20 protein-coding genes and 1 pseudogene are annotated in these 25,736 nt (G+C 41.3%); all 21 read left to right on the forward strand.

Features of this window, described 5'->3' with window-relative positions; genetic code table 11:
* A pseudogene (locus BLR11_RS04305) lies at positions 1-276 on the forward strand (UPF0236 family transposase-like protein); the annotation flags it as partial.
* A gap of 208 nt (positions 277-484) precedes the next feature.
* Positions 485-2,761: an adenosylcobalamin-dependent ribonucleoside-diphosphate reductase gene (locus BLR11_RS04310; protein WP_091648532.1), complete on the forward strand. Its 2,277-nt coding sequence runs from the start codon at positions 485-487 to the stop codon at positions 2,759-2,761.
* A 188-nt stretch (positions 2,762-2,949) separates the two neighbouring features.
* Positions 2,950-3,129 (forward strand): hypothetical protein, encoded by a 180-nt coding sequence (locus BLR11_RS13940; protein ID WP_143006399.1) that lies wholly within the window; start codon positions 2,950-2,952, stop codon positions 3,127-3,129.
* Positions 3,130-3,134: 5 nt separating this feature from the next.
* Positions 3,135-4,208, forward strand: a complete 1,074-nt coding sequence (serC, locus tag BLR11_RS04315) for a 3-phosphoserine/phosphohydroxythreonine transaminase (protein WP_091648535.1) — start codon at positions 3,135-3,137, stop codon at positions 4,206-4,208.
* Positions 4,209-4,244: 36 nt separating this feature from the next.
* Complete coding sequence (gene serA / locus BLR11_RS04320) at positions 4,245-5,840, forward strand: phosphoglycerate dehydrogenase (protein WP_091648537.1); 1,596 nt, start codon at positions 4,245-4,247, stop codon at positions 5,838-5,840.
* Positions 5,841-5,854: 14 nt separating this feature from the next.
* The gene (locus BLR11_RS04325) at positions 5,855-6,499 is read left to right on the forward strand and encodes a histidine phosphatase family protein (RefSeq protein WP_091648540.1); all 645 of its coding nucleotides are present in this window, start codon (positions 5,855-5,857) and stop codon (positions 6,497-6,499) included.
* A 56-nt stretch (positions 6,500-6,555) separates the two neighbouring features.
* Positions 6,556-7,833 (forward strand): serine--tRNA ligase, encoded by a 1,278-nt coding sequence (gene serS / locus BLR11_RS04330; RefSeq protein WP_091648542.1) that lies wholly within the window; start codon positions 6,556-6,558, stop codon positions 7,831-7,833.
* An 89-nt stretch (positions 7,834-7,922) separates the two neighbouring features.
* A complete protein-coding gene (locus BLR11_RS04335; RefSeq protein ID WP_091648545.1) occupies positions 7,923-8,540 on the forward strand; it encodes a hypothetical protein in 618 nt (205 codons plus the stop codon).
* A 19-nt stretch (positions 8,541-8,559) separates the two neighbouring features.
* Positions 8,560-9,204, forward strand: a complete 645-nt coding sequence (gene fsa / locus BLR11_RS04340) for a fructose-6-phosphate aldolase (RefSeq protein ID WP_091648548.1) — start codon at positions 8,560-8,562, stop codon at positions 9,202-9,204.
* 12 nt (positions 9,205-9,216) lie between these two features.
* Positions 9,217-10,182, forward strand: a complete 966-nt coding sequence (glpX, locus tag BLR11_RS04345; protein ID WP_091648550.1) for a class II fructose-bisphosphatase — start codon at positions 9,217-9,219, stop codon at positions 10,180-10,182.
* A gap of 417 nt (positions 10,183-10,599) precedes the next feature.
* Positions 10,600-11,862: a UDP-N-acetylglucosamine 1-carboxyvinyltransferase gene (gene murA / locus BLR11_RS04350; RefSeq protein ID WP_091648553.1), complete on the forward strand. Its 1,263-nt coding sequence runs from the start codon at positions 10,600-10,602 to the stop codon at positions 11,860-11,862.
* Positions 11,840-12,925: a rod shape-determining protein gene (mreB, locus tag BLR11_RS04355; RefSeq protein ID WP_281240841.1), complete on the forward strand. Its 1,086-nt coding sequence runs from the start codon at positions 11,840-11,842 to the stop codon at positions 12,923-12,925. The genes murA and mreB overlap by 23 nt, the downstream gene beginning before the upstream one ends.
* 16 nt (positions 12,926-12,941) lie before the next feature.
* Positions 12,942-13,238, forward strand: coding sequence for a hypothetical protein (locus BLR11_RS04360; RefSeq protein ID WP_091648557.1), 297 nt, complete (start codon positions 12,942-12,944; stop codon positions 13,236-13,238).
* A gap of 10 nt (positions 13,239-13,248) precedes the next feature.
* Complete coding sequence (locus BLR11_RS04365) at positions 13,249-15,231, forward strand: SpoIVB peptidase S55 domain-containing protein (RefSeq protein WP_245675080.1); 1,983 nt, start codon at positions 13,249-13,251, stop codon at positions 15,229-15,231.
* Positions 15,232-15,517: 286 nt separating this feature from the next.
* Entirely contained in the window at positions 15,518-16,282 is a 765-nt protein-coding gene (locus BLR11_RS04370; RefSeq protein ID WP_091648560.1) for an MlaE family ABC transporter permease, read from the forward strand.
* Positions 16,283-16,291: 9 nt separating this feature from the next.
* Positions 16,292-17,044, forward strand: a complete 753-nt coding sequence (locus tag BLR11_RS04375) for an ABC transporter ATP-binding protein (protein WP_091648562.1) — start codon at positions 16,292-16,294, stop codon at positions 17,042-17,044.
* Entirely contained in the window at positions 17,041-18,294 is a 1,254-nt protein-coding gene (locus BLR11_RS04380; RefSeq protein WP_091648565.1) for an MlaD family protein, read from the forward strand. The genes BLR11_RS04375 and BLR11_RS04380 overlap by 4 nt, the downstream gene beginning before the upstream one ends.
* 46 nt (positions 18,295-18,340) lie before the next feature.
* Positions 18,341-19,948: a TolC family protein gene (locus BLR11_RS04385; RefSeq protein WP_091648568.1), complete on the forward strand. Its 1,608-nt coding sequence runs from the start codon at positions 18,341-18,343 to the stop codon at positions 19,946-19,948.
* 72 nt (positions 19,949-20,020) lie between these two features.
* Positions 20,021-24,370 carry a translocation/assembly module TamB domain-containing protein gene (locus tag BLR11_RS04390; RefSeq protein WP_091648570.1) on the forward strand — a complete coding sequence of 1,450 codons (4,350 nt, stop codon included), beginning with the start codon at positions 20,021-20,023 and terminating at the stop codon, positions 24,368-24,370.
* An 11-nt stretch (positions 24,371-24,381) separates the two neighbouring features.
* Positions 24,382-25,014, forward strand: a complete 633-nt coding sequence (locus BLR11_RS04395) for a sigma-70 family RNA polymerase sigma factor (RefSeq protein ID WP_091648573.1) — start codon at positions 24,382-24,384, stop codon at positions 25,012-25,014.
* A 147-nt stretch (positions 25,015-25,161) separates the two neighbouring features.
* Positions 25,162-25,734 carry a hypothetical protein gene (locus BLR11_RS04400; RefSeq protein WP_091648576.1) on the forward strand — a complete coding sequence of 191 codons (573 nt, stop codon included), beginning with the start codon at positions 25,162-25,164 and terminating at the stop codon, positions 25,732-25,734.
* Positions 25,735-25,736 lie beyond the last annotated feature (2 nt).

Below are 25,736 nucleotides of genomic sequence, written 5' to 3' on the forward strand. Positions count from 1 at the left end.
CAAGGGCGTCATTGGAGTCGGACGGGAGGGACTGCGATGGTGAAAGTGATTACGGCCATACGAAACAAGGAATTAGATCAGGCGTTTGCCGACTGGACCAAGGGGTTTACCGCTCCAGTCAGCCGCACTTTCCGTGGGACGATGAGACGAGTCATGCGGAAGATTCCCTTTCAAACGCATGTAGGGATTCATCACGGACGCATTTGCAATAATGGCCCGTCCAGCAGTGCCATAGGGAAGTTAGCTAACAGTTTCTCAACGCCTGCATTTTTATAAAAAAACGATGTCGATGAGGCTAGCTATTATCTAGGTCAATACATTCACCGAGAACTTCTTGACACATACAAAATAAAGAAAACACTTGACATGACGCAGAATTTATGGGTACTTGACTGTGTTTGTATAAACTGATAAGATATGAAAGTAAATACAACATATGGTATATGTGTAACTATATAATTACAATATAAGGAGGAAATGCGTCATGGATGAGAAAGAATGGCTGGGACAAAGTAACCAAATTGGTATTGATATTTGGCAGAATAAATATCGTAATGATAGTGAGAGTTTTGACCAGTGGGTAGAGCGTGTCAGTGCGAAAAATCAAGAAGTAGCAGCGTTGATAAAAAATCAAAAGTTTTTATTCGGTGGTCGTATTTTGGCTAATCGCGGATTGGAATATGCGGGCAAGAAAATAACTCTTTCCAATTGCTACGTTATGACTCCACCGGAAGATAATATTGAAAGTATATTCGATCGAGCAGGTAAATTAGCTAGGACTTATAGTTACGGTGGGGGATGCGGCATTGATATTTCGCAGTTAAGTCCCAAAGGGGCACGTATTAATAATGCGGCTAAGGAAACCAGCGGCTCTATTTCTTTTATGACACTGTATTCCCTTGTTACAGAATTGATTGGGCAGAATGGACGCCGCGGAGCGTTGATGATTTCCATTGATTGTCATCATCCTGATATTTTGGAATTTATTAAATTGAAAACCGACTTACATAAAGTTACAAAGGCTAATATTTCTATTCGTTTGAGCAATGAATTTATGGAGGCTGTCAAAGAGCGAAAACAATTCCGTCTTCACTATACGCGTGAAGAAACAGGACAGACTATTGAGAGTTTGGTAGATGCCGCCGACGTATTCCGCCTTATTGCTGAAACTAATTGGGATTATGCCGAACCGGGGGCATTATTTTGGGACCGCATATGTAGCTGGAACTTATTAGCGCATACGCAGGAGTTTTCTTATGCAGGTGTCAATCCTTGTGCGGAGGAACCGTTGCCCGCAGGAGGAAGTTGTCTTCTTGGTAGTATCAATTTAGCGAACTTTGTAAATGATCCATTTACGGAAGAGGCAGCTTTTGATTTTGAAGATTTTAAACATTGTGTTGCCGTTTCCGTACGAGCTTTAAATGATGTCTTAGATGAAGGACTGCCATTGCATCCATTGCAAGAACAACGAGATAGTGTTCAACAATGGCGCCAAATCGGTCTTGGCATTATGGGGTTAGGCGATATGCTTATTAAAATGGGTTTGACTTATGGCAGTGAAGAGGCAGTTTCTTTCTGTCATGACATAGGGTTCACCATGGCGGATACGGCAATTGCAGCTTCCGCGGTGTTGGCGGAAGAAAAAGGACCATTCCCCAAATGCAATACGGCTGAAATTATGGGTACACCCTATTTTCAGGCGAATACAACCGAGAAGACAGCAGAATTAGTACGTTGCAGCGGACTGCGTAATTCACAGTTGTTGACAATAGCACCTACGGGAACATTATCTACCATGCTGGGAATTTCTGGCGGAATTGAACCGATTTATGCCAATTATTATGAACGTAAGACAGAGTCACTGCATGCTGCTGATGTATATTATAAGATTTATACACCTATAGTTGCGCGTTATATGAAACAATATGGTATTTCAGATGATGCAGAACTGCCGGAATATTTTGTAACTGCCATGACGCTGCAATATCAGGAACGTGTTGCTATGCAAGCTGCATGGCAGACTCATATTGATGCGTCTATCAGTTCCACCGTCAATGTACCTAACAACTTTACTGTAGAAGATACAGAAAAACTCTATATGTTGGCCTATGAGAGCGGATGCAAGGGGCTTACTATTTTTCGGGATGGGTGTAAACGTGCCGGCATACTTAGTACGCATTCAGAAGAAAATGCAGTTCCGATTGCCGGAGCGGGGCTCGAACGTGGTGAGATTGTCTGCATCGATGATAATGTGATTGGCAAAAAACGTAAGTTGGTAACAGGGTGCGGCAATCTTCACTGTATGGCATTTTTTGATCCGGAGACAGGCGCATTGTTAGAAACCTATTTAAGCAAAGGATCTACGGGCGGATGCAATAATTTTATGATTGGACTATCGCGGATGATCTCTATTAGTGCCCGTGCCGGAATCGATATTTATACTATTGTAGACCAGCTTAATTCTACGGGGAATTGTCCGTCTTACTCCGTTCGGCGTGCCACGCGGGGCGATACGAGCCGCGGCTCTTGCTGTCCCATGGCGGTAGGTAATGCGCTCATCGATATGTATAATGAAGTGCAAAAGGAATTGAATCCCAGTGAAAAGACGGCTGCACAGGAAATAAAAAGATTACCTGTCAGGCCTAAAGCTGAAACAAAAAAAACGGCTGAAAGTATTTTTTGTCCACAATGTGGAGAACCGCTTGTTTTTGAAGGAGGGTGTAACACCTGTAAAAATTGCGGCTGGAGCAAATGTTATTGACAAATTAGAAAAAGATGCTTATAATATATCTAATTTCAAAAAAACGTGATGATGGAGAAGCAATTTATAAACCTTGTCAGAGAGTCGGCGGTTGGTGCGAGTCGATATGGTTATAAAAAGTTCCGCTCCGGAACGGCAAATGAAGAATTTGACAGGGTTCGCCTGATATAGCGACTAAAGATGGCCGTATGGCAATTTGGGTGGCAACGCGGGAATATAACTCTCGTCCCTATAGGGGGACGGGAGTTTTTTTTATTTTGATGCCCGCGGATGTACAAAAACTACGGCAATTTGGGTGGTACCGCGAGGATAGAGAAGCTCGTCCCAATGGACAAGACTTCTCTATTTTATTTCAGAAAAGAGTGTGAAGGGAATGAAGAGGGTATATAATTTTAATGCCGGTCCTTCGGCAATGCCTCTGGAGGTATTGAAACAGGTTCAACAAGAATTTCTTGATTTCGCGGGTACCGGTATGAGTATTGTGGAAATTAGTCATCGCAGTGCTGTGTATCAAGACATGCAGGATGATACGGTGGCGATGCTTCGCAGATTGTTGGAAGTCCCCGCGGGATATCACGTAGTGTTTATGCAAGGGGGAGGGAGCATGCAGTTTCTTATGCATGGGGCAAACTTTTTGAAACAGCGCGGAGGATATATTAATACGGGAGTTTGGTCAACAAAAGCTATGCAGGCAGCTGCTTTTGTTGGTGAAGTCTATGAAATAGCAACAAGCGGTGATAAAAATTTTTCTTATATTCCTCGATCCGATACGTTCGTTATACGACCTGATACAGATTATGTGTATATTACTTCGAATAATACCATACACGGTACAGAATGGAAGAAATTCCCAAAATTCAATATACCCGTTATATGTGACATGTCCAGCGATTTTCTGGCACGGCCCATTGATGTTTCCCGTTTTGATTTAATTTATGCCGGTGTACAAAAAAATCTAGGGCCGGCAGGGGTAGTAGCGGCTATTATAAAAGATTCTTTTCTTGAAACAGCGAGAACGGATATTCCCGTCATGCTGCAATACAAGACTTTTACAGAACATGATTCGACATATAATACGCCTCCTGTGTTTTGCATTTATTTCGTCAATAAAGTCCTTCACTGGCTGGAAAATCAAGGTGGGCTTGAAAAAATGCAAGAGAGAAATGCTCATAAAGCGCAAATCGTATATAAAACGATTGATGATAGTGCAGGATTCTACATAGGGCATGCCGCAATGGATTCCCGCAGCAACATGAATGTAACATTTAATCTCAGAACACCGGAATTAGAAAAAAAATTTTTAATTGAGGCAGATGCGGCAGGTTTTGTCGGCATAAAAGGACATCGCTCTATCGGTGGTTGTCGTGCTTCTCTCTATAATGCGGTTACAGAAGAGGCTTGTGCGGCGCTTTCTGAATTCATGCAAAACTTTCAGAAAAATAATTAATCATAATATATATTATTTCCTTTAGGAGGCTATGAAATGAAAATCTTGGTCAGTGATGATGTATCTGAAAAAGGGGTTGAGCTGCTGCGGCAGCATTATGATGTAGATGTGAAAATTAACTTGGATGAAGATGCACTTGTAGCATGTATTGGTGAATATGATGGTCTTGTAACCCGATCCATGACCCATGTAACGAAGCGTGTGATTGATGCGGCAGTAAAGTTAAAAGTCATAGGCCGGGCAGGAGTAGGCGTTGATAGTATTGACTTAAAGGCGGCGACAGAGCGCGGTATTATTGTTGTCAATGCACCTACGAGCAATACTATTGCTGCAACAGAACACACTGTTGCCATGATTATGGCGATAACCCGGCATGTTCCACAAGCTCATAATTCTCTTATGTCGGGAGAATGGGATCGCAGTTCTTTTACAGGCATCCAATTACAAAATAAGACAATGGGGATTATTGGCGTTGGGCGTATTGGGTCTCGCATTGCCAAACGGATGCAGGCTATGGAAATGAAAGTTATCGGATATGATCCGTATATTCCGGAAGAACGTTTTAAGCAACTCGGTATGGAATCAGTGGATTTAGATACCTTGCTGCAAAATTCGGATTATATTACGATGCATACTCCGCTTACTAAAGAAACACGTGGCATGATCAGTGCAGATGAAATAGCTAAGATGAAAGAAGGCGTCCGTGTTATCAATGTATCCCGCGGTAAAGTACTGGATATTTTTGCTTTGGCAGAAGCACTGAAGAGTGGTCATGTTGCGGGAGCAGCAGTTGATGTGTTTCCCGAAGAACCTCTTACTAAAGAAAAAAATCCGTTTTTAGGCATGACTAATGTTGTTATAACTCCTCATCTGGGAGCATCGACCATTGAAGCGCAAATTGGTGTTTCTGTTGATGTGGCAACTAGCGTTATTGCGGCGTTGAATGGGGAACCCGTTACCTCGGCAGTTAATATGGCACCTATTCCTGCTAATATTTACACAACGATTCATCCATATTTTGATCTTATGGAAAAGATGGGGATTATTGGTGTGTATTTGGCAGATGGACCGATGAAGGAAATCAGTGTAGAATATACAGGTGAGTTAGCAGAAACAGAAACAGGCATTTTAACAACGGCGGTTCTTAAAGGTGCGTTAAACCCTATTTTGCAGGACACGGTCAATTTCGTCAATGCACCGGAGGTTGCTAAATCCCGTCATATTGCTGTAAAAGAAGTAAAATCACAGGATAGTGATACTTTTCTTGATGCAGTTACGGTAAAGGTAGCAACTGATAAAGGACAGCACCGTATTGTGGGAATGTTGTTCAACAAGACAGAAGCTAAAATTGTAGAGATCGATGAATATCGTGTTGACTTTACCCCGGAAGGCTATTTGCTTTTAGCACCTCATGTGGATCAGCCCAATATGATTGGTCAAATATCCACCATTCTTGGACAAGCCGGAATCAATATTACAGGAATGCAGGTTGGTAAAACGACTACTACCGGCACAAATATTATGGCTATTGCTGTGCGGGACGACATTCCAAATGATGTTATGCTTAAACTTAAAGCTATTGATGGTATTTTAGACATGAATCTTATTAATTGCAATTTGCATAACGATTAGCAGGGGGAAACTACATGATACGCATTATACTTGTACGCCATGGTGAAACAAAATGGAACATTGAAGGTCGCTATCAGGGACAGGAAGATACAGAGCTTAGTGAACGAGGATTGCAGCAGGGGCGTATGCTGGCTGAGGGGTTACGCAATATACCCATTGATTTTTGTGTTGCTAGTCCGTTGCAGCGATCTTATATGACTTGCCGGTTTTGTGCTGATTTACATGATCTTAATGTGGAAACAGATGAACGGCTGAAAGAAATCAATCATGGTGATTGGGAAGGACGATTGGCAGATGATATTGCATCCCAATATCCCCGACAGTTTGCTCAGTGGCATACTCATCCGGAATTAGTTATGATGCCCGGACCGGGGGGGGGAAGTTTAGAAGATGTACGTATCCGTGTTCGTTCTGCCTTTGATGACTATGCGCGCCGCTTCGATGGGAAAACAGTACTTGTGGCTGCACATGATGCGGTTAATAAAGCGGCTATTTGTGATATAATGGGACTTGATATGAGCCATTTCTGGCAAATTAAACAGGATAATACGTGTATTAATGTTATGGAATGTTGCGAAGGTATATGGCGTATGGTATTGCTTAATTCTACTAATCATATGGGATATTTGTTTAGCGGAATTGAACAAAAAGGCTTATAATTGTATTCAAGAATGTTTTCTCATGATTATTTAGAAGAGAAAGGAAGTATTTTATTATGTTGGATGTAAAATTTATACGCGAACACGCTGCGGAAGTAAAGGAAAATATTATAAACCGACATGCTAAGGCAGATGTAGACCGTTTTTTGAGTTTAGATGAACAGCGTCGGAATTTACTGCAGAAAGTAGAAGCGTTAAAAAGTCAGCGCAATATAGTGACTGCTGAAATCAGTCAGTTGAAAAGAAATAAAGAGAATGCAGATGTTCAGATTGCAGAAATGAAAAAAGTAGGTACCGAAATAACGGAACTTGACCGTAGTGTTCGTGAAGCGGAAGAGGAAATGAAGGATATTCAGTTGATGATACCTAATATGTGTCATCAGTCAGTGCCATTGGGGAATGATGATAATGATAATCCGGAACAACGTAAATGGGGTGAAATTCCTGCGTTTGATTTTGAACCAAAAAATCATTGGGATATTGGGGCAGCACTGGGTATTCTTGATGTAGAACGAGCATCTAAAGTTACAGGATCTCGGTTTACCTATTATATGGGACAGGGCGCACGGTTGGAACGAGCAGTGTATAATTTTATGCTTGATATGCATACGGAAAAAGATGGATATACAGAGGTCATTCCACCGTATATAGTTAATCGTGATTCCATGACAGGAACGGGTCAATTGCCGAAATTTTATGAAGATATGTTCCGGTTGGAATCTATGGAGTATTTTCTTATTCCGACAGCAGAAGTGCCGCTTACTAATTACCATCGAGGAGAAATTCTTGATGGTAATAGACTGCCGTTGTACTATACTGCCCTTACCCCTTGCTTTCGTGCTGAAGCCGGATCGGCAGGCCGTGATACACGGGGGCTTATTCGTCAGCATCAGTTCCATAAGGTTGAAATGGTTAAATTTACAACTCCGGAAACCAGCTATGATGAATTAGAAAAGTTGACAAACAATGCAGAAGCTATTTTACAGGCACTGAAATTGCCATATCATGTTGTTACTTTATGCACGGGCGATATTGGTTTCTCAGCAGCTAAAACATATGATATTGAAGTATGGCTTCCTGGACAGAATAAGTATAGGGAAATTTCTTCGTGTTCCAACACAGAAGATTTTCAAGCTCGTCGTGCTAATATCCGTTTTCGCCGTACACCGGCATCTAAACCGGAATATGTACATACTTTAAACGGATCGGGTCTTGCTGTAGGACGGACTGTGGCTGCTATATTGGAAAATTATCAGCAGAAAGATGGAACGGTTATTGTTCCGGAGGCTTTGCGTCCATACATGCATTGTGATATTATTACAGTACAGAAGTAAAAAATCAGTTTTTACATAGTATAAATGGAATACGGGCGGCAGGATTTTTTGTTCCTAATGTAGAACTATTAGGCAGAGGAGTGAGCGTTATGGTTATACATACGGAGGTTTCTGCCGCTTTATATTGTCCTGCCTGTGGAGGTATTTCTGTTCTTCAATTGAATCAATTTATACCTGTGGGGGCGTCTTGGAAATCTGTGTACTGCGGTTGTGGACAGTACATCGGTTCTGTGCGGCATATTCAAGAAAACTTGTGGCTGCTCAAGCATTCCTGTTCTTTTTGTAATCAAAAACATTATACGCTTATAAACAGTCGATTTTTGAGAACTTTACATCAAGTGAACCGGATTTATTGTACGAATTATTATGCGGAATTGGGATATTGCGGTACTTCTGCCGTTGTAGCTGCATATATAGGCCGGCAACGCTGCAACTATTCTCGTCTATTATTTGAATGGGGTATTAAGGACGATCCGGGAATTATGCTGGCAGGGTATAATCGTATTACTGATATGCTTGCAGCGGGAAATATTACATGTTCCTGCAGCAAGCAGCATATTATTTTATATTTTGATTCGGGGGCGATTGTTCTTCAATGCAAAAATTGCGGCCGCAGCCGTCGTATTGTTTTGCACGGTGGTAACGATGTTTTTTCGTTGCAAAAAAGTAGGGCCATCGTACTTACGAAGTTTGGATTACCAGGTTAATAAAAAAGGAGGCACATCCATGAAATTTTTTATTGATACGGCAAATGTAGAAGAAATCAAGGCAGCTTATGAAATGGGAGTTATTTGCGGGGTTACGACGAATCCGTCTCTTGTTGCTAAAGAAGGCCGTGATTTTCATGAAGTGATTAAAGAAATAACGGCAATTGTCAATGGACCTGTCAGTGCAGAGGTATTAGCCGATGACGCACAGGGAATGATAAAGGAAGCAAAAGTGTTGGCGGCGCTTGATGAACATGTAGTTGTAAAAATTCCTATGACAGCAGAAGGACTTAAAGCTGTAGCGGCATTACATATGTTAGGGATTCAAACGAATGTGACTCTTGTTTTTTCAGCGAATCAGGCGTTGATGGCAGCGCGGGCAGGTGCCAGTTATGTGAGCCCCTTTGTGGGCCGGCTCGAAGATATAGGACAGGATGGAATTGCTCTTATTGCGGAAATTGCTGATATTTTTGCTGTACATGGCATTGCTACAGAAATTATTGCTGCCAGTATCCGCAGGCCGACGCATATCACGGAATGTGCAAAAGCAGGTGCAAATATTGCGACGGTTCCATATAAGATTATCATGCAGGCTTTGCACCACCCTCTGACAGATGCAGGCATCAAACGATTTAAAGAAGACTGGGCAGAGGCAAATCAATAGGGAGGTACAAAAATGGATAGAGTATTAACATTAGAATTTGTGCGAGTAACAGAAGCCGCAGCAGTAAAAAGCGGACGTCTCATGGGAATGGGAAATAAAATAGGGGCGGATCAGCTGGCGGTTGATGGTATGCATTCAATTTTATCCAGCGTACCTGTAGATGGAACGGTTGTTATCGGGGAAGGCGAATTGGATGAAGCCCCGATGCTTTACATAGGTGAAAAAGTCGGAGCCGGCGGAATTCCCGTAGATATTGCAGTTGATCCGCTGGAAGGTACGAATTTGGTTGCCAAGGGACAGGATGGCGCTATTGCTGTGATAGCAATAGCTGGTAAAGGAAGCCTTCTTCATGCCCCAGACATGTACATGGAAAAACTTTGCGTTGGACCGCGGGCTAAAGGGTGTATCGATTTAAATATGCCGGTAAAGGAAAATTTACGTCGCATTGCTGAAGGATTGCAACGTGGTATTGATGATTTAACCGTTGTTATTCTCGGCAGGGAACGTCATGCTGATATTATTCATGAATGTCGGGAAGCGGGCGCACGTATTAAGCTTATCAGTGATGGAGATGTATCTCCGGCTGTGGATGTTGGGATAGAAGGATCTGGTGCACATGTTCTTATGGGTATCGGCGGAGCTCCAGAAGGAGTTCTTGGTGCAGCAGCCTTGAAATGTTTAGGCGGTGATATGCAGGCACGTCTAATTCCGTATACGGAAGAAGAAAGAAAACGTTGTGAAGCTATGGGAATTACGGATGTTAACAAGATCCTTACTATTGATGATCTGGTAAAAGGTGATGATTGTATTTTTTCAGCGACGGCTGTTACCAATACACCTATGATGAAAGGGATTCAATACTTTGGCAGTGGTGCGCGAACTTCTTCTGTTGTTATGCGCTATAAGAGCGGAACGATTCGTTTTGTTGATACAATTCATCGTTTTGATAATAAAGCAAAATGGAGTGTTCATATTTAGTGAAGTTATGAATAAAACACCTTTTGTAAGGAATATGTTTATTGTAAACACATCCCTTATGAAAGGTGTTTTTTAAAAATAAAAATTGTAATATAGTTTACATTGAAAAAGCGAATGTATACGGAGAAGATAGATAGATAGTGTCTGAAAATATTTTTTCTCCTCTCATGATCAATAAATTGACAGTGAATATGTTTTATCAAAATTGATGGGTTAATCATATGTTTTATTATAATATAAAATAAGCCGAGAAAAATTTTTAACATTTGAAATGATGCCTTTTCGTTTATGCGCTTTTATGGTACAATGACTTGATAGTAAAAATTAATGAAAATGGTAGATTATGACTATATATGAATAGCAATCTATCATTGTCTATATAAGAGATCTTTTGAATCTATTTAGGAGGCACCAGAATTGGAGAAACTGGTTATTCATGGTGGAAATCCCTTACAGGGGACTGTGCGGGTCAGTGGGGCTAAAAATGCCGTACTGCCGATTATTGTAGCGTCTATGCTGGCGACAACCGAAAGTACATTGCAGGAAATTCCTCAATTGGATGATGTACATACAGTATGTGAGGTTATTTCCTCACTTGGTGTGAAAATTGACTCTTCCCAGGAGGGAACATTAGTCATTGACGCGGCGAATCTTGATTCGTTCTCAGCACCGTATGATTTGGTGCGCCGTATGCGTGCGTCTTTTTTGGTTATGGGACCTTTGCTGGCCCGTAAACGGAGAGGGAAAATATCTCTTCCGGGCGGATGTTCAATAGGCGCTCGACCTATTGATTTGCATCTTAAGGCGTTTGAAGCAATGGGAGCAAAAGTAAATTTGGAAAATGGTTATATTGAGGCCAGTGTTCCGGAAGGATTAAAAGGAGCACAGATTTATCTTGATTTCCCTAGTGTGGGAGCAACGGAAAATATTTTGATGGCGGCGTCCATGGCTGAAGGCCGTACGGTACTGGAGAATGCAGCTGAGGAACCAGAAATCGTTGATTTGGCAACCTATTTGAACAGTATGGGAGCAAATATCCGCGGTGCCGGAACGAATATTATCCGCATTGAAGGAGTAAAAGAACTTCATGGTGCAGTCCACTCGGTTATTCCTGATCGTATTGAAGCGGGAACCTTTATGGTTGGCGCTGCAATGACTGGGGGAAATGTGTATGTGGAGAATGCTTTATCTGAACATTTAAAACCTCTTGTATCCAAGTTGAAAGAAGTAGGCGCCATAGTGGAAGAAGATATTGATGGAATCCGGGTTATTGGCAAATCTCCGCTTCGTCCTACTGATATTAAAACGCTTCCGTACCCAGGTTTTCCGACTGATATGCAGGCTCAATTTATGGCTCTCACGACAATTTGCCAAGGTACGAGTGTGATTACGGAAACTGTATTTGAAAATCGATTTATGCATGTAGATGAATTTAAGCGTATGGGTGCAAAAATACGGATTGAAGGACGCAGCGCTATCGTTGAAGGGGTACGGGCTCTGGAAGGCTGTCAGGTCAATGCTACAGATTTGCGGGCAGGAGCGGCATTGGTTTTGGCTGGATTGGTCGCTTTGGGAGAAACTGAAGTGGGCTATTTACATCATATTGATCGCGGATATGATCATTTGGTATTGAAATTACAAAGGCTAGGTGCGGATATTGTTCGGGTCAACAAAGAATAAAAACAAAAGGAATAAAGAGCGTCAGTCTAAGCGGTCCCATTCTTTTTTTCTTTCCCGGTGGTTTGGTAATGACTTGGCTATTGATCTAGGAACAGCCAACGTGGTCGTTTATGTAAAGGGCCGGGGAATTGTTGTCAATGAACCAGCTGTGATGGCTGTTGATGCAACTGTCCATCGTGTTGTGGCTATTGGGAAAAAAGCACAGGAAATGTTAGGTCGGACACCACGGAATATTTGTGCGTTCCATCCGCTGCATAACGGTGTTATTGCTGATTATGATGCAACGGAGTATATGCTGCGATATTTTATCCGCAAAGCGGTTGGCAAATCATATGTTTTTAAACCTCGTGTTATTATTTGTGTTCCTTCGGGAGTTACAAATGTGGAACGGCGGGCAGTTGTTGAAGCGGTACTGCAAGCTGGAGTCAGAAAGGTTGTTGTTATGGAAGAACCTCTGGCGGCAGCTATTGGAGCAGGACTGGATATTGCTAAATCCAATGGTTCTATGGTTATTGACATTGGCGGTGGGACCACAGATGTGGCTGTACTCAGTTTGAGCGGTATTGTTATCAGTGAATCGTTGAAAATTGGCAGCAATACTTTTGATGAAGCAATCATGCGTTATTTGGAAAAACAAAAACACATTATTATTGGACAACGAACAGCGGAAGAACTTAAAATACTTATTGGGACTGCTTTGCCTGATGGTCGTGATTTGACCGCAGATGTGAGAGGACGCAGTACGGAAACTGGTCTCCCAATCATGGTAGATGTTGATTCCAAGGAAATTTGCATGGCTTTGCAGGAAACAATACATCCAATTTTGCGTGCGGCTGTTTCTATTTTAGAAAAAACACCACCAGAACTAGCGGCGGATATTGCTGATCACGGCATCGTTTTAACAGGAGGCGGCTTTCTTCTTGACGGATTGGATCGTCTTGTTTCGGAAGCAACAGGGATGGCAGCCTATCTTTGTGATGAGCCGTTATTGTGTGTAACTCTTGGAGCAGGTAAAGCTCTTAATGAGATGGAACATCTAAAAGATAGTTTTGATGATTTATGATAAGGAGTGAATTATCATGAAGATGAAAAAGAAACTAGCAGTCATACTGGGAATAATAAGCTCTTTAACTATTACAGCTGCTGCCTTAGCGGCAGATGTGCAGCATGTAGCAACATTGGGTGGAACTGTTGCATCGGTTATGCCTGTAGGAGCAGCGGTAAAGGAAGGGGATGTGCTTATGACAGTGATGGCTTTAGCAGGCCCGATGCCTGCCACACGTGCATCAGCAGGTGGTATAGTAAAAGCAGTTATGGTACATCCGGGAAGTAAAGTGCAGCCTGGTGAGGTCGTTGTCATTGTGGAATCGAAGTAAGAGGAGAATTATGGTGAAAAAAATTAACTGGCGGCGGTTGGCTGTAAGAGCTACAATGGTAGCTCTGTGTTGTGCTTTTTCTATTATTTCATATGCAGAAGAATTTATGTCCGTCAGTGAGGTTCAACCTGGAATGACGGGATATGCTAAGACAGTGACACATGGTACCGATATAGAGAGCTTCCCTGTAGAAATATTGGGAGTTATGAAAAATAGTGGTCCTTCCGGCGATTTGATTTTAGCTAAATTTTCGGGTCCGCTTATTGATCAAACAGGTGGCATTGCGCAGGGAATGAGCGGCAGTCCTGTATATATTAACGGTAAATTGTTGGGCGCAATCGCTTATGGCTGGTCATTCACCAATTCAAAAATTGGGATGATTACACCGATTGGTGATATGTTGAAACTGTGGAATGTGCCATCTAAAGAAGAAATACAGCCATTTAATGCCCGAGAAACTTCTTTGGTACCTATTTCGACACCTTTGATGGCGTCTGGATTTGATGCAGCCTCTATGGCATGGATGCAGGAAAAATTGCCGCAATATAAATTTGTTCCTGTTGATACAGCTACTGCGGCAACCGATAATGCGGCATTTCCTTTGGAACCAGGCAGCTCTGTAGCCGCTGCATTGGTCAACGGTGATTTAAAACTAGGAGCTATTGGTACGGTAACTTATATTGATAATGATCATATTGTTGCGTTTGGGCATCCATTTTTAAAAAAAGGCAGCATTAATTATTTTATGCACAATGCCTATATTTTTACGATTGTCAATAGTATGTCTAGTTCTTTTAAGCTGGGTTCTGTTGGAGCTGAAATTGGCAAAATAGAACAGGATCGCGGTGCGGGGATTGCAGGAGAGTACGGTAGACTTGCTCCGGGAATTCCTGTAATTATTCACGTTCATGATGATGATACGGGTGCGCAAAGTCTAAAACGGGTAAAAATTATTGAAGACAATGAGTTAACACCGGTATTGACGGCGACCAGTGTGTATAACGTTGTGAACAAGACGATTGACCGTTCTGGCGGAGGTACGGTGGAATTTGCCTATACTATCCGTTCTTCTAAAGGTCGCGACAAGGATATTACACGTCATAATATGTATTATTCCGAAGATAATGTGAATGAAAAAAGTATTGATGAATTATATAATGTACTGGATATTTTAAAGCATAATGAATTTATTGATTATCCGATTCTTGATGTGGATATGTCAGTTGATATTACGCAGGCGAAAAAATCAGCCCGTATTATTGCAGCGACAGCAGCACCTGTTGTAGCTAGTCCGGGAGATACGATTTATTTTAAGGTAACATTGCATCCGTACCGGGGGGCTGATGAAGTAAAAACCATGACATATACCGTACCGGAGGATCAGCCGTTTGGTACTATGATGCTTGAAGTACGAGGCGGAGGCATTGTACCGCTGCCGTATCTGATTGAAAAACAGCGATATAATTTGACAGATGAGATTATCGAGCGGCTGCGGCATTTTAAAGATTTTGGGCAGCTCAAGAAGGAAATCGAAACGAATGATGCGAATAATGACTTGGTTATTGAACCATTAGATCCCGGTGTAAGCATGATCAATGATGGTCATCAAACCATGAAAAAAGAAAAAATAAAAGGCAAGGAACCGGCAGAACCTTCAAAAGATATTATTAAGCCGGCAAAGAAGGGCGTTGTAGAAGAAACAGATGGTGATAAAAAATCTACGTTATCTACCCCTTATATTGTAACGGGTGATGGGCAGATTGGTATCAAAATAGTGTCCAAGGAAAAAAGAGATGCGTTGCTAGCTAAAAGCCATCAACTTAATGAAGGAAAAGCTATTATCGGAGAAGAACCCGATAATACAGACGATACAGCAGCTGTTGAAAATAGCGGCTTGCTGGGAAAACAGTCAAGTGCAAACAAAAAGGGCAGTCACGATAATAAAGATAACAGCAGTAAAGATGACAGGAGTGTCATCTTTAGCGGCTATTAAAAAATAACGATTATGATAATGCGTAATAGCTGTCATGATCGTTATTTTTAATACTGCTTTTTATAACGTAGCATCCTGATCGATAATTTAAAAAATCTGTAAAATATAACTTTGAACAGGCGTCAACTTGATATTTACTTATATCCATGGTATCATCTATTTTATGGAAACTCAAAAAGGTTTAAAAGTTTTCTAACGTATAGGAGATAGTCTATTTAAGGGTTTTACATCTACTTCCAATGATGGTATAGTAAAATTGATAAGACATGATGGAGGAGGGGTGCTTGTGCAGGAAATATTAGAGAAAATAGGCCGTTTTACTTTACATGTATTTGAACATGTAGGAGTTATTGCGATCCTTTTTATACAGACATTGCGACAGCTTCCCAAAATCAATAGAAAGCTTACCATTGTTCAAATGGCACATCTTGGAGTTGATTCATTACCGATTGTTAGTTTAACACTGCTGTTTGCAGGGATGGTCATGACGTTGCAAATTGTGGATATATTACTGCGTTATGGAGCGCAATCCACGTTAGGCGGAATTATGTCGGTTGGGATGGGACGGGAATTAGGACCCATCTTAACAGGTGTTGTTGTTGCCGGGCGTTGTGGAGCTGCGATGACAGCCGAAATAGGTACAATGAAAGTGACTGAACAAATTGATGCACTTCGCTGTATGGCAACCGATCCGGTAGCATATCTTGTTGTTCCGCGTTTTGCGGCTTGTATTATTATGGTACCTATTCTTGCATTATATGGATATATTATCGGTACTGGCGGCGGATATGTCGTATCTACTTTTTTAGCTGGACTTACGACGTATACCTATATCAATTCTATCGAAATTTTTACTGCAGTCAGTGATGTGGTATATGGTATGATTAAGGCTATGTTTTTCGGGGGCATTATTTCTCTGATAGCCTGTCATGAAGGAATGCACTGCAAAAGCGGGGCCGAAGGAGTTGGACAGGCTACGACCCGATCCGTTGTGACATCCATTATCTTTATTTTTATTTGTAATTATTTGTTATCTATTATTTTATACTAGGAGACGTATATGATCAGATTGCAAGATGTAACCGTGGTGTATGGCAGCCGGGTTATCCTGGACCATATCAACCTAGATGTCCGAAAGGGTGAAACCCTAGCCATTCTAGGGGCCAGCGGATCTGGTAAGAGTACAATATTAAAACTTATTATTGGGTTGCAGAAACCTACCAGCGGACATATTTTTATTGATGATGTAGATGTGACAAATTATACAGAAGAACAAATGATTGCTGTTAGACAGCGCATGGGGATGGTTTTTCAGTATTCTGCACTTTTTGATTCTATGTCTGTTGAAGAAAATGTAGCATTTGGCCTTAGGCAGCATACTAAATATAACGATGAGAAAATTCAAGCCATTGTTAAAGAAAAATTGCATTTAGTAGGATTAGATACTATTGAACAGATGATGCCGAACGATTTGTCCGGGGGGATGAAAAAAAGAGTCAGTCTGGCACGGGCTATTGTTTTAGACCCATCACTTATTCTTTATGATGAACCGACAGCAGGACTGGATCCACTCCGCTGCATGGATATTAATAAACTTATTGTTGGCATGCAGCAGCATTTGAAAGCAACTTCTATTGTGGTTACACATGATATGGATTCGGCGTTTTACGTTGCCGACCGATTGGCTCTTTTACAGGATGGAAAATTTTTAATTGTTGCTCCTAAGGAAGAATTTCGTAGGTGCGAAAATAGGGATGTACAGTTGTTTATCCATGGCGGGGTACTTCCGGAAGAAGGAGGACGAGCTAAATGAAATGGACTGCAGAAGCAAAAGTTGGATTAGTAACGGTCATTGGTATCATAGTATTCACCTATGTGATTCTTGACCTTGCTCATGCGGAAATTTTTGGCAAGCCTGGTTTTGAAATACATGCCGTGTTTGCCGATGCCAATGGCTTGAAGTCTGGAAACGCTGTCCGATATGTAGGTGTCCATGTCGGGAAGGTGGAAAGCATATCAACCACTAAATATGGGGTCGATGCTAAAATTAAATTAGATAAGGGAACCGAAATTCCAAAAGATTCCAAAGTTATCGTAGCAACCGATGGATTGTTGGGTGAAAAGATTATTCAGATTACTCCGGGAGAAGATTCCAATCATTTATTAACAAACGGAGACTATATATATGGAACAGCTGGTCAAAGTATGGATGACATGATGAAGAGTGCCAACACATTAATGACGAGTGTGAATGATATGATGAAGAATGTTAACGCCGTGATCGGTGATGATAAAACACAGGAGGCCATGCGCGGGACGATTCGCAATTCAGAACTATTGACAGGAAATATGAATGCAATCGTACAGGGAAATGCCGGAAATATACAGGCTATTACGGCGAACATGGCAGCCATTACGACATCTATGAATAATGTGGCCTCACAGCTACAGCAATCAGCGCAGACAATAGATGGGGATGGCGTGACTTCACAGAACATCAGGGCAACGGCTGTCAATGTGAAAGACATTACAGAACGAGTTGAAAAAATAGCGGCTTCTATGGAGAAAATCACTAATGATCCGGCGAGTCAGGCGGATTTAAAAACGACACTGCACAATACCGCGCAGATTTCTACAAAAGTAAATAACATTCTAGGAAATGGTAAAATTACGGTACAAGGTGAAGCCGGAATGTTGTATAATGATACTAAGGGTGAAAGTGGTGCCAATGTAAATTTTAAGGTGTACCGTGACAAGTCTTTTGCTCTTATTGGAGCGGAAAGTATTGGAAACGGTACGGCACTGAATTTACAGTATGGTTATCATGAAAATTTATTTGAACGGCGAATAGGAATCATTAATGGCAATTTAGGTGCCGGTATTGATTTTGGAGTCAATGGTCCGTTTCGTATATCGTTGGAAGGATATGATCCTAACGATTGGCGCTATCGCATTAAAGCGCAGTATAAAATTTTACCGAATATCTATCTTTTTGGTCAATTTACACGGCCAATGGGACGTAACGATGGCGGTAATTATTATGGTGTCAACTATACTTTTTAAAAAGCATAGTCATAATATTAAGATATAAATGATGGGGGTACCCAAGATGAACCAGAAATTGTATAAACAGTTATTTATTGCGATGATGATTACAGCAGCAGGGGCTGTTAGTGCCAGCGCGGCAGATACGACTGCTGGTGTAGAACCGGTTATTTTACCTACCGACAGTCAACTTGCTGCGGCAAAGAAACAGGCAGAGACTAAAACAGTCAAATCTCTTAGTGCGGTATCCGCCAGAGATGATGTATCTCCGGCACTGCGGGAATCAATAGCGCAAAAGATGTATGAAGAAAGACAGGCAGCTCTGGCAAAAGCTAAGAAAAACGGAGAAGAACCGGTTATAACAGTAGGTCGTGTTTCCCCGAATCAAACAGTAGAACTGACATTGCCAAAAACAATTGCTATGGCACTCAATTATAATCGTGATATCAAGATTGCACATTATGATTTAAAGCAGTCAGAATATTCTATTGATCAGGCGCGAGCCGGCTTAATGCCCAATGTCGATTACACGTGGTCGGGTGCTCGGGCAGAGACACATACAAAAGTGTTAGGTCTTACTCCGACCGGTATAATAACACGGAATATTGACTCTATCGGAAATAGTTTTACAAATACGCTTTCTGTTAGTATTCCCTTATATACGGGGGGGTTAGTGGAAGGTAATATTGCGGTAGCCAAGCTGAGTAAGGTTTCTTCTCAAGAAGATATTTTACGTGTGGAACAGGCGACGAAATTATCAGCGGTAGAAGGATATTTCGGGTTATTGGCGTATCAAGAATTAAAAGATGTTTATGATGAATCCGTAACAAATTTACAGGGACATGTTGATAATGTTACTGCTCAGTATAATGTAGGAACCGTAGCTAAATTAGATGTTTTGAGTTCTGATGTATCTTTGGCAAATGCCAAGACTAATGCTGTCACGGCGGCAAATAATGTTGCCAATGCGGAAGCCAATTTAAATAATATTTTAGGGTTACCACTGCAAACTAAACTTGTGGTTTCCGACCATCGCCTTCCTTTTGATGCATATAATATTTCTTTGGATGAAGCAATTGATTATGCCATGAAATATCGCCCGGAAGTTATTCAAGCTGATTTGGCGGTACGTGAAGCGAATGAGAATATTGGCATTGCTGAAGCAGGACATAAACCTACCGTATCTGTGGGAGCTTCCAATGATTGGTCCAATAGTGATTTTCCAGGCAGTGGGAACGGTGCGTGGACGATTAGCGGCGGTATTACATACAGCCTTTTTGATGGTGGGGCTACTAATGCAAAGATAAAAATCGCTAAGGAGAAGTATTTAGCGGCATTGGAAACTGAACAGAAGACACGAGAATCAGTACAATTACAGGTAAAAGAAGCGTATTTAGCTATTCGCAGTGCGGCACAGCGTGTCGAAGCTACAAAGACCTCTGTAAATCAAGCGGAAGAAAGCTTTAAAATTGCTCGGGTACGGTATCAGGCAGGTGTTGGCATTAACTTGGATGTTTTGGATGCACAATTAAATTTAAATCAAGCTAAAACTAATAATATACAGGCACTATATGATTATAATGTCGGAATCGCAACCTTGGAACAAGTTATGGGGGTAGATGTCCGATCCGGTGTAGTCCATCCGGCAGCGGATGTAGCTGGTAATTCGTAAATTAAGATATAATTGTAGAAAAATTGCATATATGGCGGTTTTCCTTGATTTTAGTAAGGAGCATGTCGTAAAATGGAGAGAGAATTGTATGAAAGCAGTTCTCTCTTTCTTATATCTGATGGAGGCCGGCGGATGAAACGGAAATGGATTGCCTTAGCTGTCATTGCATCTTTTTTGATGGTGCTTTTTTCCTTGTGGCGGGAAAAACCGGTTTTGATACAATACGTATCTACGACCATTACAACAACATTAAATGAACATATTAACGGGACTGTTTCTTTTTCTGCTATGGATGTGTCGTTAACTGGGAAAATATTTCTGTATGATCCGTTAATTAAGGATACGCAGGGAAAGACTGTTATTACAGGAGACAACGTGGAAATACAGGTTAACCCTTGGCAGATGGCAAAGTTGGCAGCATCCGGTGATAATGTGGTTTCTTCTATTCAGACTGTTACTGTCGTTGCTCCAGTGGTTCATATTTGGGAAAAAACGCCGGGAGAATGGAACCTCGCTTCTCTTATTAAAAAAGATACAAATGCGGGTGATCCGGGCTTTCGGGCGGTAGTTTATGCCAGAAAGGGTACTATTAAGGCATCCGCGATCGAGGGGGTGTCTCTCCAAGCAGATTCTTGTGAGGGAATGGTTGATTTTTCTTCGTATCCGGAACTGTATGGACAAATAACAATGCATATTGATGGAAAACCAATAGTTGCTTCAGGCTATTATACTTCCATGCGCAAGTATGATATAAAACTTCATGGGGATTCTGTAAAAGCTACTTATGTAATGCCTTTTATGTCTACTACGTCAGATGTCAAAGTTGAAGATGGTACGATTGAAAATATCAGCGCCCATATTGTGCAAAACCACCGGGGAATAATGATTTCCGGCAATGGAGATATTCAAAATGGTACTGCGAATGTGCATGGGTATAAATTAGACGCCTTGACCGGCAAGGTTGGGGTCAGTACTGATGAAATCAGCTTAAAAAATATCAGTGGAAATATTAATGGACAAGCAGTGCACCTTGATGGTATTGTTAAGACCAATGCAGAAACACCGGTTTTTCAGTTAGATGTACAAGCTCCGTCAGTAGATATAGCTGCGGTGATTCCCGATAGGAGTGTCCCTGTCAGCGGTTCTGTTGGTATACGCGCTCGCTTGTGGGGAACTCTGGATGCACCGAATGCATCTGGTACGATTGCGCTGGAATCTGGCGATATACAAGGTGTTGCAGTGCAAAATAGTCATGCAGATTTTTCTTATGAAAATGAGACTTTCTTTGTTAGACAGGCAGAGGCTCATATTGCGGGAGGGCTTGTTCAAGGCAGCGGATCGTATTCTTGGAAAAGCAGCAATTACAATGTGAACGTTCAATTGGAAAATGTACGTCTCGAGGATATTCCACAGATTCCTGTTTCAATAACGGGTACCGTTTCCGGTACGATTGAGGCGGCAGGGAATATTGCCCGCCACGCTATATCTGGACAAGGACAGGTAAGTGCTGCTGTCCTTTCTTATGATGGAGTGGAAGCACAACAGGCACAAATTGGCTTTTCCTATACGGATGGTCTGTTGCATATTTTGAATGCAAAAGCGGATGTGCAAGGGGGAACAATACAGGCAGATGGGACGTATGATTGGAATAAAGGCATAGCTGATATTCGCTTCAGTGCTGTCAATGTACCGCTTTCTTTATTCAGTGCGTATGTATCGATACCTTTGACGGGAAATATTTCTGCTATGGGACGTGTATATGGGGCAGAACCTAAATGGGATATGAATTTTCATGCTGTATCCGGTTCAATTAAAAATGTCCCATTTGATAATATGAACGGAGTTCTTAACGGGGAGGGGCAGCATATTGACATACCGCGTATACAATGGCAGTATAAGGATGGATATCAAAAGGCTATGGGTACGATCGACCTTGATACAAGAGAAATTGAACTTTCTCTTGATACCTATCATATGCGATTGGAAAGATTGCTATCTTTGGCGGAAGTGGATATGCCTCTTACAGGATGGGTGCAAAATCATGTGGAAGTGAAGGGAACTTTAGATGATCCGTCTGCTGTAGGCGAAGTTCAATTGACGGATGGATCTGCTTATGGATATTTGTATAAAAGCATAGCCGCTAATTATACCCTTTCTAAAGGAACAGTTACTCTTTCTAATGGTGATGTTGCTGCTTATGATTCACATGTTAGATTTTATGGTACAGCGGGTGATCGACTGGCTATTCATGTCGAATCTCCTGATCTTGACGTTTCTCGCATTATGCCGAGCATACAAACTCAAAAATCAGGTATTGTCAATATATCTGCATATATTGGAGGAACGTTTGATAATCCGACGGCAGCCGGTGTTGTCAGGTCGCAGCTTCTGGTCATCAACCATATTCCGGTAACAGAATTGAAAAGTGATTTTGGCTATTATGATGGTATTGTACGTCTGCAAGACCTGCAGTTTAAACAAAATGGTGGTTTTTATCAAGCCAATGCTAGTTATAAACCCTCGACAGACTGGATTAAAGCGAGAGCTTCCGTCATGTCAGGAGATATAGAAAGTTGGCTGAAACTGTTGAATCTGCCAATAAAAGATGTCAGTGGAAAAATAGATGGCAATATTTCTATTGATGGAACAGTACATGATCCGCAGGGTAAAATACAAGGCAAGATAACACAGGCTGTCATGGCGGGTTTTCCGGTGCAGCCTACAGATATTGATATACAACTTGATAAAGGTGTTGTTGAAGTAAATAAACTGACTGTTTTGGTTGATAACGGAATGTTGATAGCGCAAGGAACCTATGCTTTGCATGGTCCCGTGAATTTACAGGTAGGGAGCCGTAATTTTTCTTCAAAAATTTTGACAGATATTTTTGGGAGAAATAATATTGATATAGATACACGGATTGATTGTGCAGCGGATGTCAGCGGTACAAGTGATCATCCACAGGTTGATATGTCTGTACAGTTGAATGGGGGTACAATCAATGGAATTTCATTTACAAATGTATTTGGACTGATAAATGTCCGTGATGGCATTATTCATATCAATCAGGCTTTTATCTCCCGCGATCCTTATAAGGCGAGTGCGTATGGTACTATTCCCGTTGGAGCATTGATGGGGAATCAAAATTCTGATGAATCCATGGATGTAACTTTTAAGCTGGAAAATGCAGGCTTAGATATTCTGGCATTTATAACACCACTTGTAACACAAGGAAGCGGGGGACTTAATGGATCTGTAAAATTAACGGGAACGTTGGCTGAACCGCAATTAACAGGAAATTTGTCTGTCCATCATGGAACAATTCAATTTCGCGACCTCAAGAATCCAATGGAAAATATTGAGGCAGCTATTGTATTAGATGGGACAAAGGCAACCATTACAAGCAGTGGAACGATGGATAAAAAAGGGAAGAAAAACAAAGGATCCTATTTATTAAACGGGATGGTGTATTGGAAAGGATGGAAGATACATTCATATCAAGGCAGTTTAGAGTTAAATAAACTAGGTATAGATTGTGATTATTTTAAAGGTCCTTTGAGCGGACAGCTAGCAATCGAGGAAGGACATAATTTTCCACTTCTCAAAGGAAATATTGAAATAGCTGATGCTATGCTTAATATACCGCTTATAGCAATAAATACAGGAAACAGCCCTGATCTGGAAATGGATATGACCATATCTTTGGGAAAAAATGTAAGATTGTATAATCCTGTATTATATGATTTAATAGTAACGGGTGCCGCAACTTTTCATGGCACTGTTTCTCACCCTATACCATCAGGACAGTTTGAAGCATTGCGGGGGTCTGTGCGTTATCTGGATACGAAATTTAATGTTACTAAAGGGCAAGCTGATTTTTCACAGGCAGATTCTTTTATACCTTATATGATGGTAGAAGGGAATGGACGTGTGGGACAATATACCATTATGTTAACGTTGCGCGGTCCTGCTGATAATATGAATATGCTTCTTCGCTCACAGCCGCCACTGACGAGACAACAGATTGTGTCACTCATTACCTTACGTAATGGCGGACGCAACAGCAGTTCACTAAAAAGTGATGATGTGTCTGGACTGATAGGGACAGGTGTACGTATGACTTTGGATAGTTTGGGTGTTACGAGCACGCTGGAACGTGCGTTTTCGTTAGATATGCTTAATGTTACATCAGGATCTTTAAATATGAATGAAAGGCTTTCTAATGAAAATAAAAATTATTATAATATAGAGATGGGCAAATATTTGTTCAATGATTTTATGCTTACGGCGGCTTTTGGTTTAAATCATAGAGATAATCGTGCCGGTCTTCGGTATGATGTTAGCAATCATATGAGTATCAATGCGTGGAAAGCCAGTGATGATTCATATATCGGCGGTCAATATCGATACAGCTTTTACTAGGGGGAATGACGTTGCTTGATGCATATTTGAAGGAATTACAAAAAATCACATTATTAGAACCCGCAGAAGAGCGAGCTTTGTGGATTGCTTATAAAGAAAAAGGAGATTTAGAAAGCAGAGGCAGATTGATTGAACAGTATCAACCCCTGGTTTTTAAAGAAGTTATGCATTGGCATGTAAAAGAAGATTTTTTACAGGACGCATTGCAAGAAGGAACACTGGGGCTCATTGAAGCGGTAGAACATTATGAATATAGTCGTAATGTTGCGTTCCCTTTGTACGCCATTCACAGGATACGTGGTGAAATTATCGATTATTTGAATCGAGAAGGGAAAAGTAAATCTGTTTCTCTTGATGAACCAGATGAAAACGGTGTGGCTTTGCGAGATATGTTACCTGATGAGCGTATTGATATTGCGGATCAGGCAGGACGTAAATTTTTATTTGATTATGTGGCACAAATGCTGCAGCGTCTTCCGGAAAAGGAACAGATTGTGTTGGAGAGTGTTTATTTACATGATAAACAGCAGAAAATTATTGCTCAGGATATGGATTTGAGCTTGACCTATGTGTATCGTTTGCAGAAGCGGGGAATACGGCGTGTACGGGGGATGTTAAGCCGCTTTATTCATGAAAATAAATGAGAAAAGAAAAATAGGCGAAATATCAACAAAAAACGTGATAATTAAAGAAATAAATAGATGAATGTGCAAATTTGCTGAAATATTCTCGTTGGAAAAAGATAAACCTTTTAGGAGTTTATAAGTATGCTTAGAAGGGAGGTACTCTGCATGAGAATATCTGATAAAGATAGAGCTGATCATGTCAGATCAGCTAAAACATGGCTTGAAAAAGCAGAACAATCATTTGATCGGCAGGCCGGCATTAAAGGAGAGCTAAACCTTATGCTGGCAGAAGCAGAAATGAAAAATCTGCGCAAGAAACGTACTATTGGACAGAAATTTCTCAAAGTAGGGGCTATTCTAACAGCTTTTGTATTAGCCGCTGGATTTTGGTATATTTTTACACCGCGTAATCAATCGGAACCAATGACTCCGATAACAGCTACCAGTAATAAGGCTGAACGGATTAATTCACAATGGGTGTCAATGCCTAAGCTTAATTATAGTGAGGACACTTCGGCAGTAAAACATATGGAAGGTGCGGTAACGCATACAAGGATAAACACAACGAGTCAGGAGACGGGATCAGAAGAAAGCGATTCTCATATAAAGGAAACTATGCAAGAATCTCCACAGATAGTTGTGCAGCCTTCCGAATCGTCACATGGTACTACGGTCATGACAGATCGACAGGTACAAAAAGCTGTACAAGATGCGCAGCACAGCTTGCGCGGTAAATAAGA

It is taken from the genome of Megasphaera paucivorans, from assembly GCF_900103535.1.
GTDB classification, from domain to species: Bacteria; Bacillota; Negativicutes; order Veillonellales; family Megasphaeraceae; genus Megasphaera_A; species Megasphaera_A paucivorans.

Coding starts and splice junctions, on each gene's coding strand:
- serS (WP_091648542.1), top strand. CDS start 6,556: ATGTTGGATGTAAAATTTATACGCGAACACGCTGCGGAAGTAAAGGAA.
- glpX (WP_091648550.1), top strand. CDS start 9,217: ATGGATAGAGTATTAACATTAGAATTTGTGCGAGTAACAGAAGCCGCA.
- BLR11_RS04360 (WP_091648557.1), top strand. CDS start 12,942: ATGAAGATGAAAAAGAAACTAGCAGTCATACTGGGAATAATAAGCTCT.
- serC (WP_091648535.1), top strand. CDS start 3,135: ATGAAGAGGGTATATAATTTTAATGCCGGTCCTTCGGCAATGCCTCTG.
- BLR11_RS04365 (WP_245675080.1), top strand. CDS start 13,249: ATGGTGAAAAAAATTAACTGGCGGCGGTTGGCTGTAAGAGCTACAATG.
- BLR11_RS13940 (WP_143006399.1), top strand. CDS start 2,950: ATGGCAATTTGGGTGGCAACGCGGGAATATAACTCTCGTCCCTATAGG.
- serA (WP_091648537.1), top strand. CDS start 4,245: ATGAAAATCTTGGTCAGTGATGATGTATCTGAAAAAGGGGTTGAGCTG.
- BLR11_RS04325 (WP_091648540.1), top strand. CDS start 5,855: ATGATACGCATTATACTTGTACGCCATGGTGAAACAAAATGGAACATT.
- BLR11_RS04400 (WP_091648576.1), top strand. CDS start 25,162: ATGAGAATATCTGATAAAGATAGAGCTGATCATGTCAGATCAGCTAAA.
- fsa (WP_091648548.1), top strand. CDS start 8,560: ATGAAATTTTTTATTGATACGGCAAATGTAGAAGAAATCAAGGCAGCT.
- BLR11_RS04380 (WP_091648565.1), top strand. CDS start 17,041: ATGAAATGGACTGCAGAAGCAAAAGTTGGATTAGTAACGGTCATTGGT.
- BLR11_RS04310 (WP_091648532.1), top strand. CDS start 485: ATGGATGAGAAAGAATGGCTGGGACAAAGTAACCAAATTGGTATTGAT.
- BLR11_RS04390 (WP_091648570.1), top strand. CDS start 20,021: ATGGAGAGAGAATTGTATGAAAGCAGTTCTCTCTTTCTTATATCTGAT.
- BLR11_RS04385 (WP_091648568.1), top strand. CDS start 18,341: ATGAACCAGAAATTGTATAAACAGTTATTTATTGCGATGATGATTACA.
- BLR11_RS04375 (WP_091648562.1), top strand. CDS start 16,292: ATGATCAGATTGCAAGATGTAACCGTGGTGTATGGCAGCCGGGTTATC.
- BLR11_RS04335 (WP_091648545.1), top strand. CDS start 7,923: ATGGTTATACATACGGAGGTTTCTGCCGCTTTATATTGTCCTGCCTGT.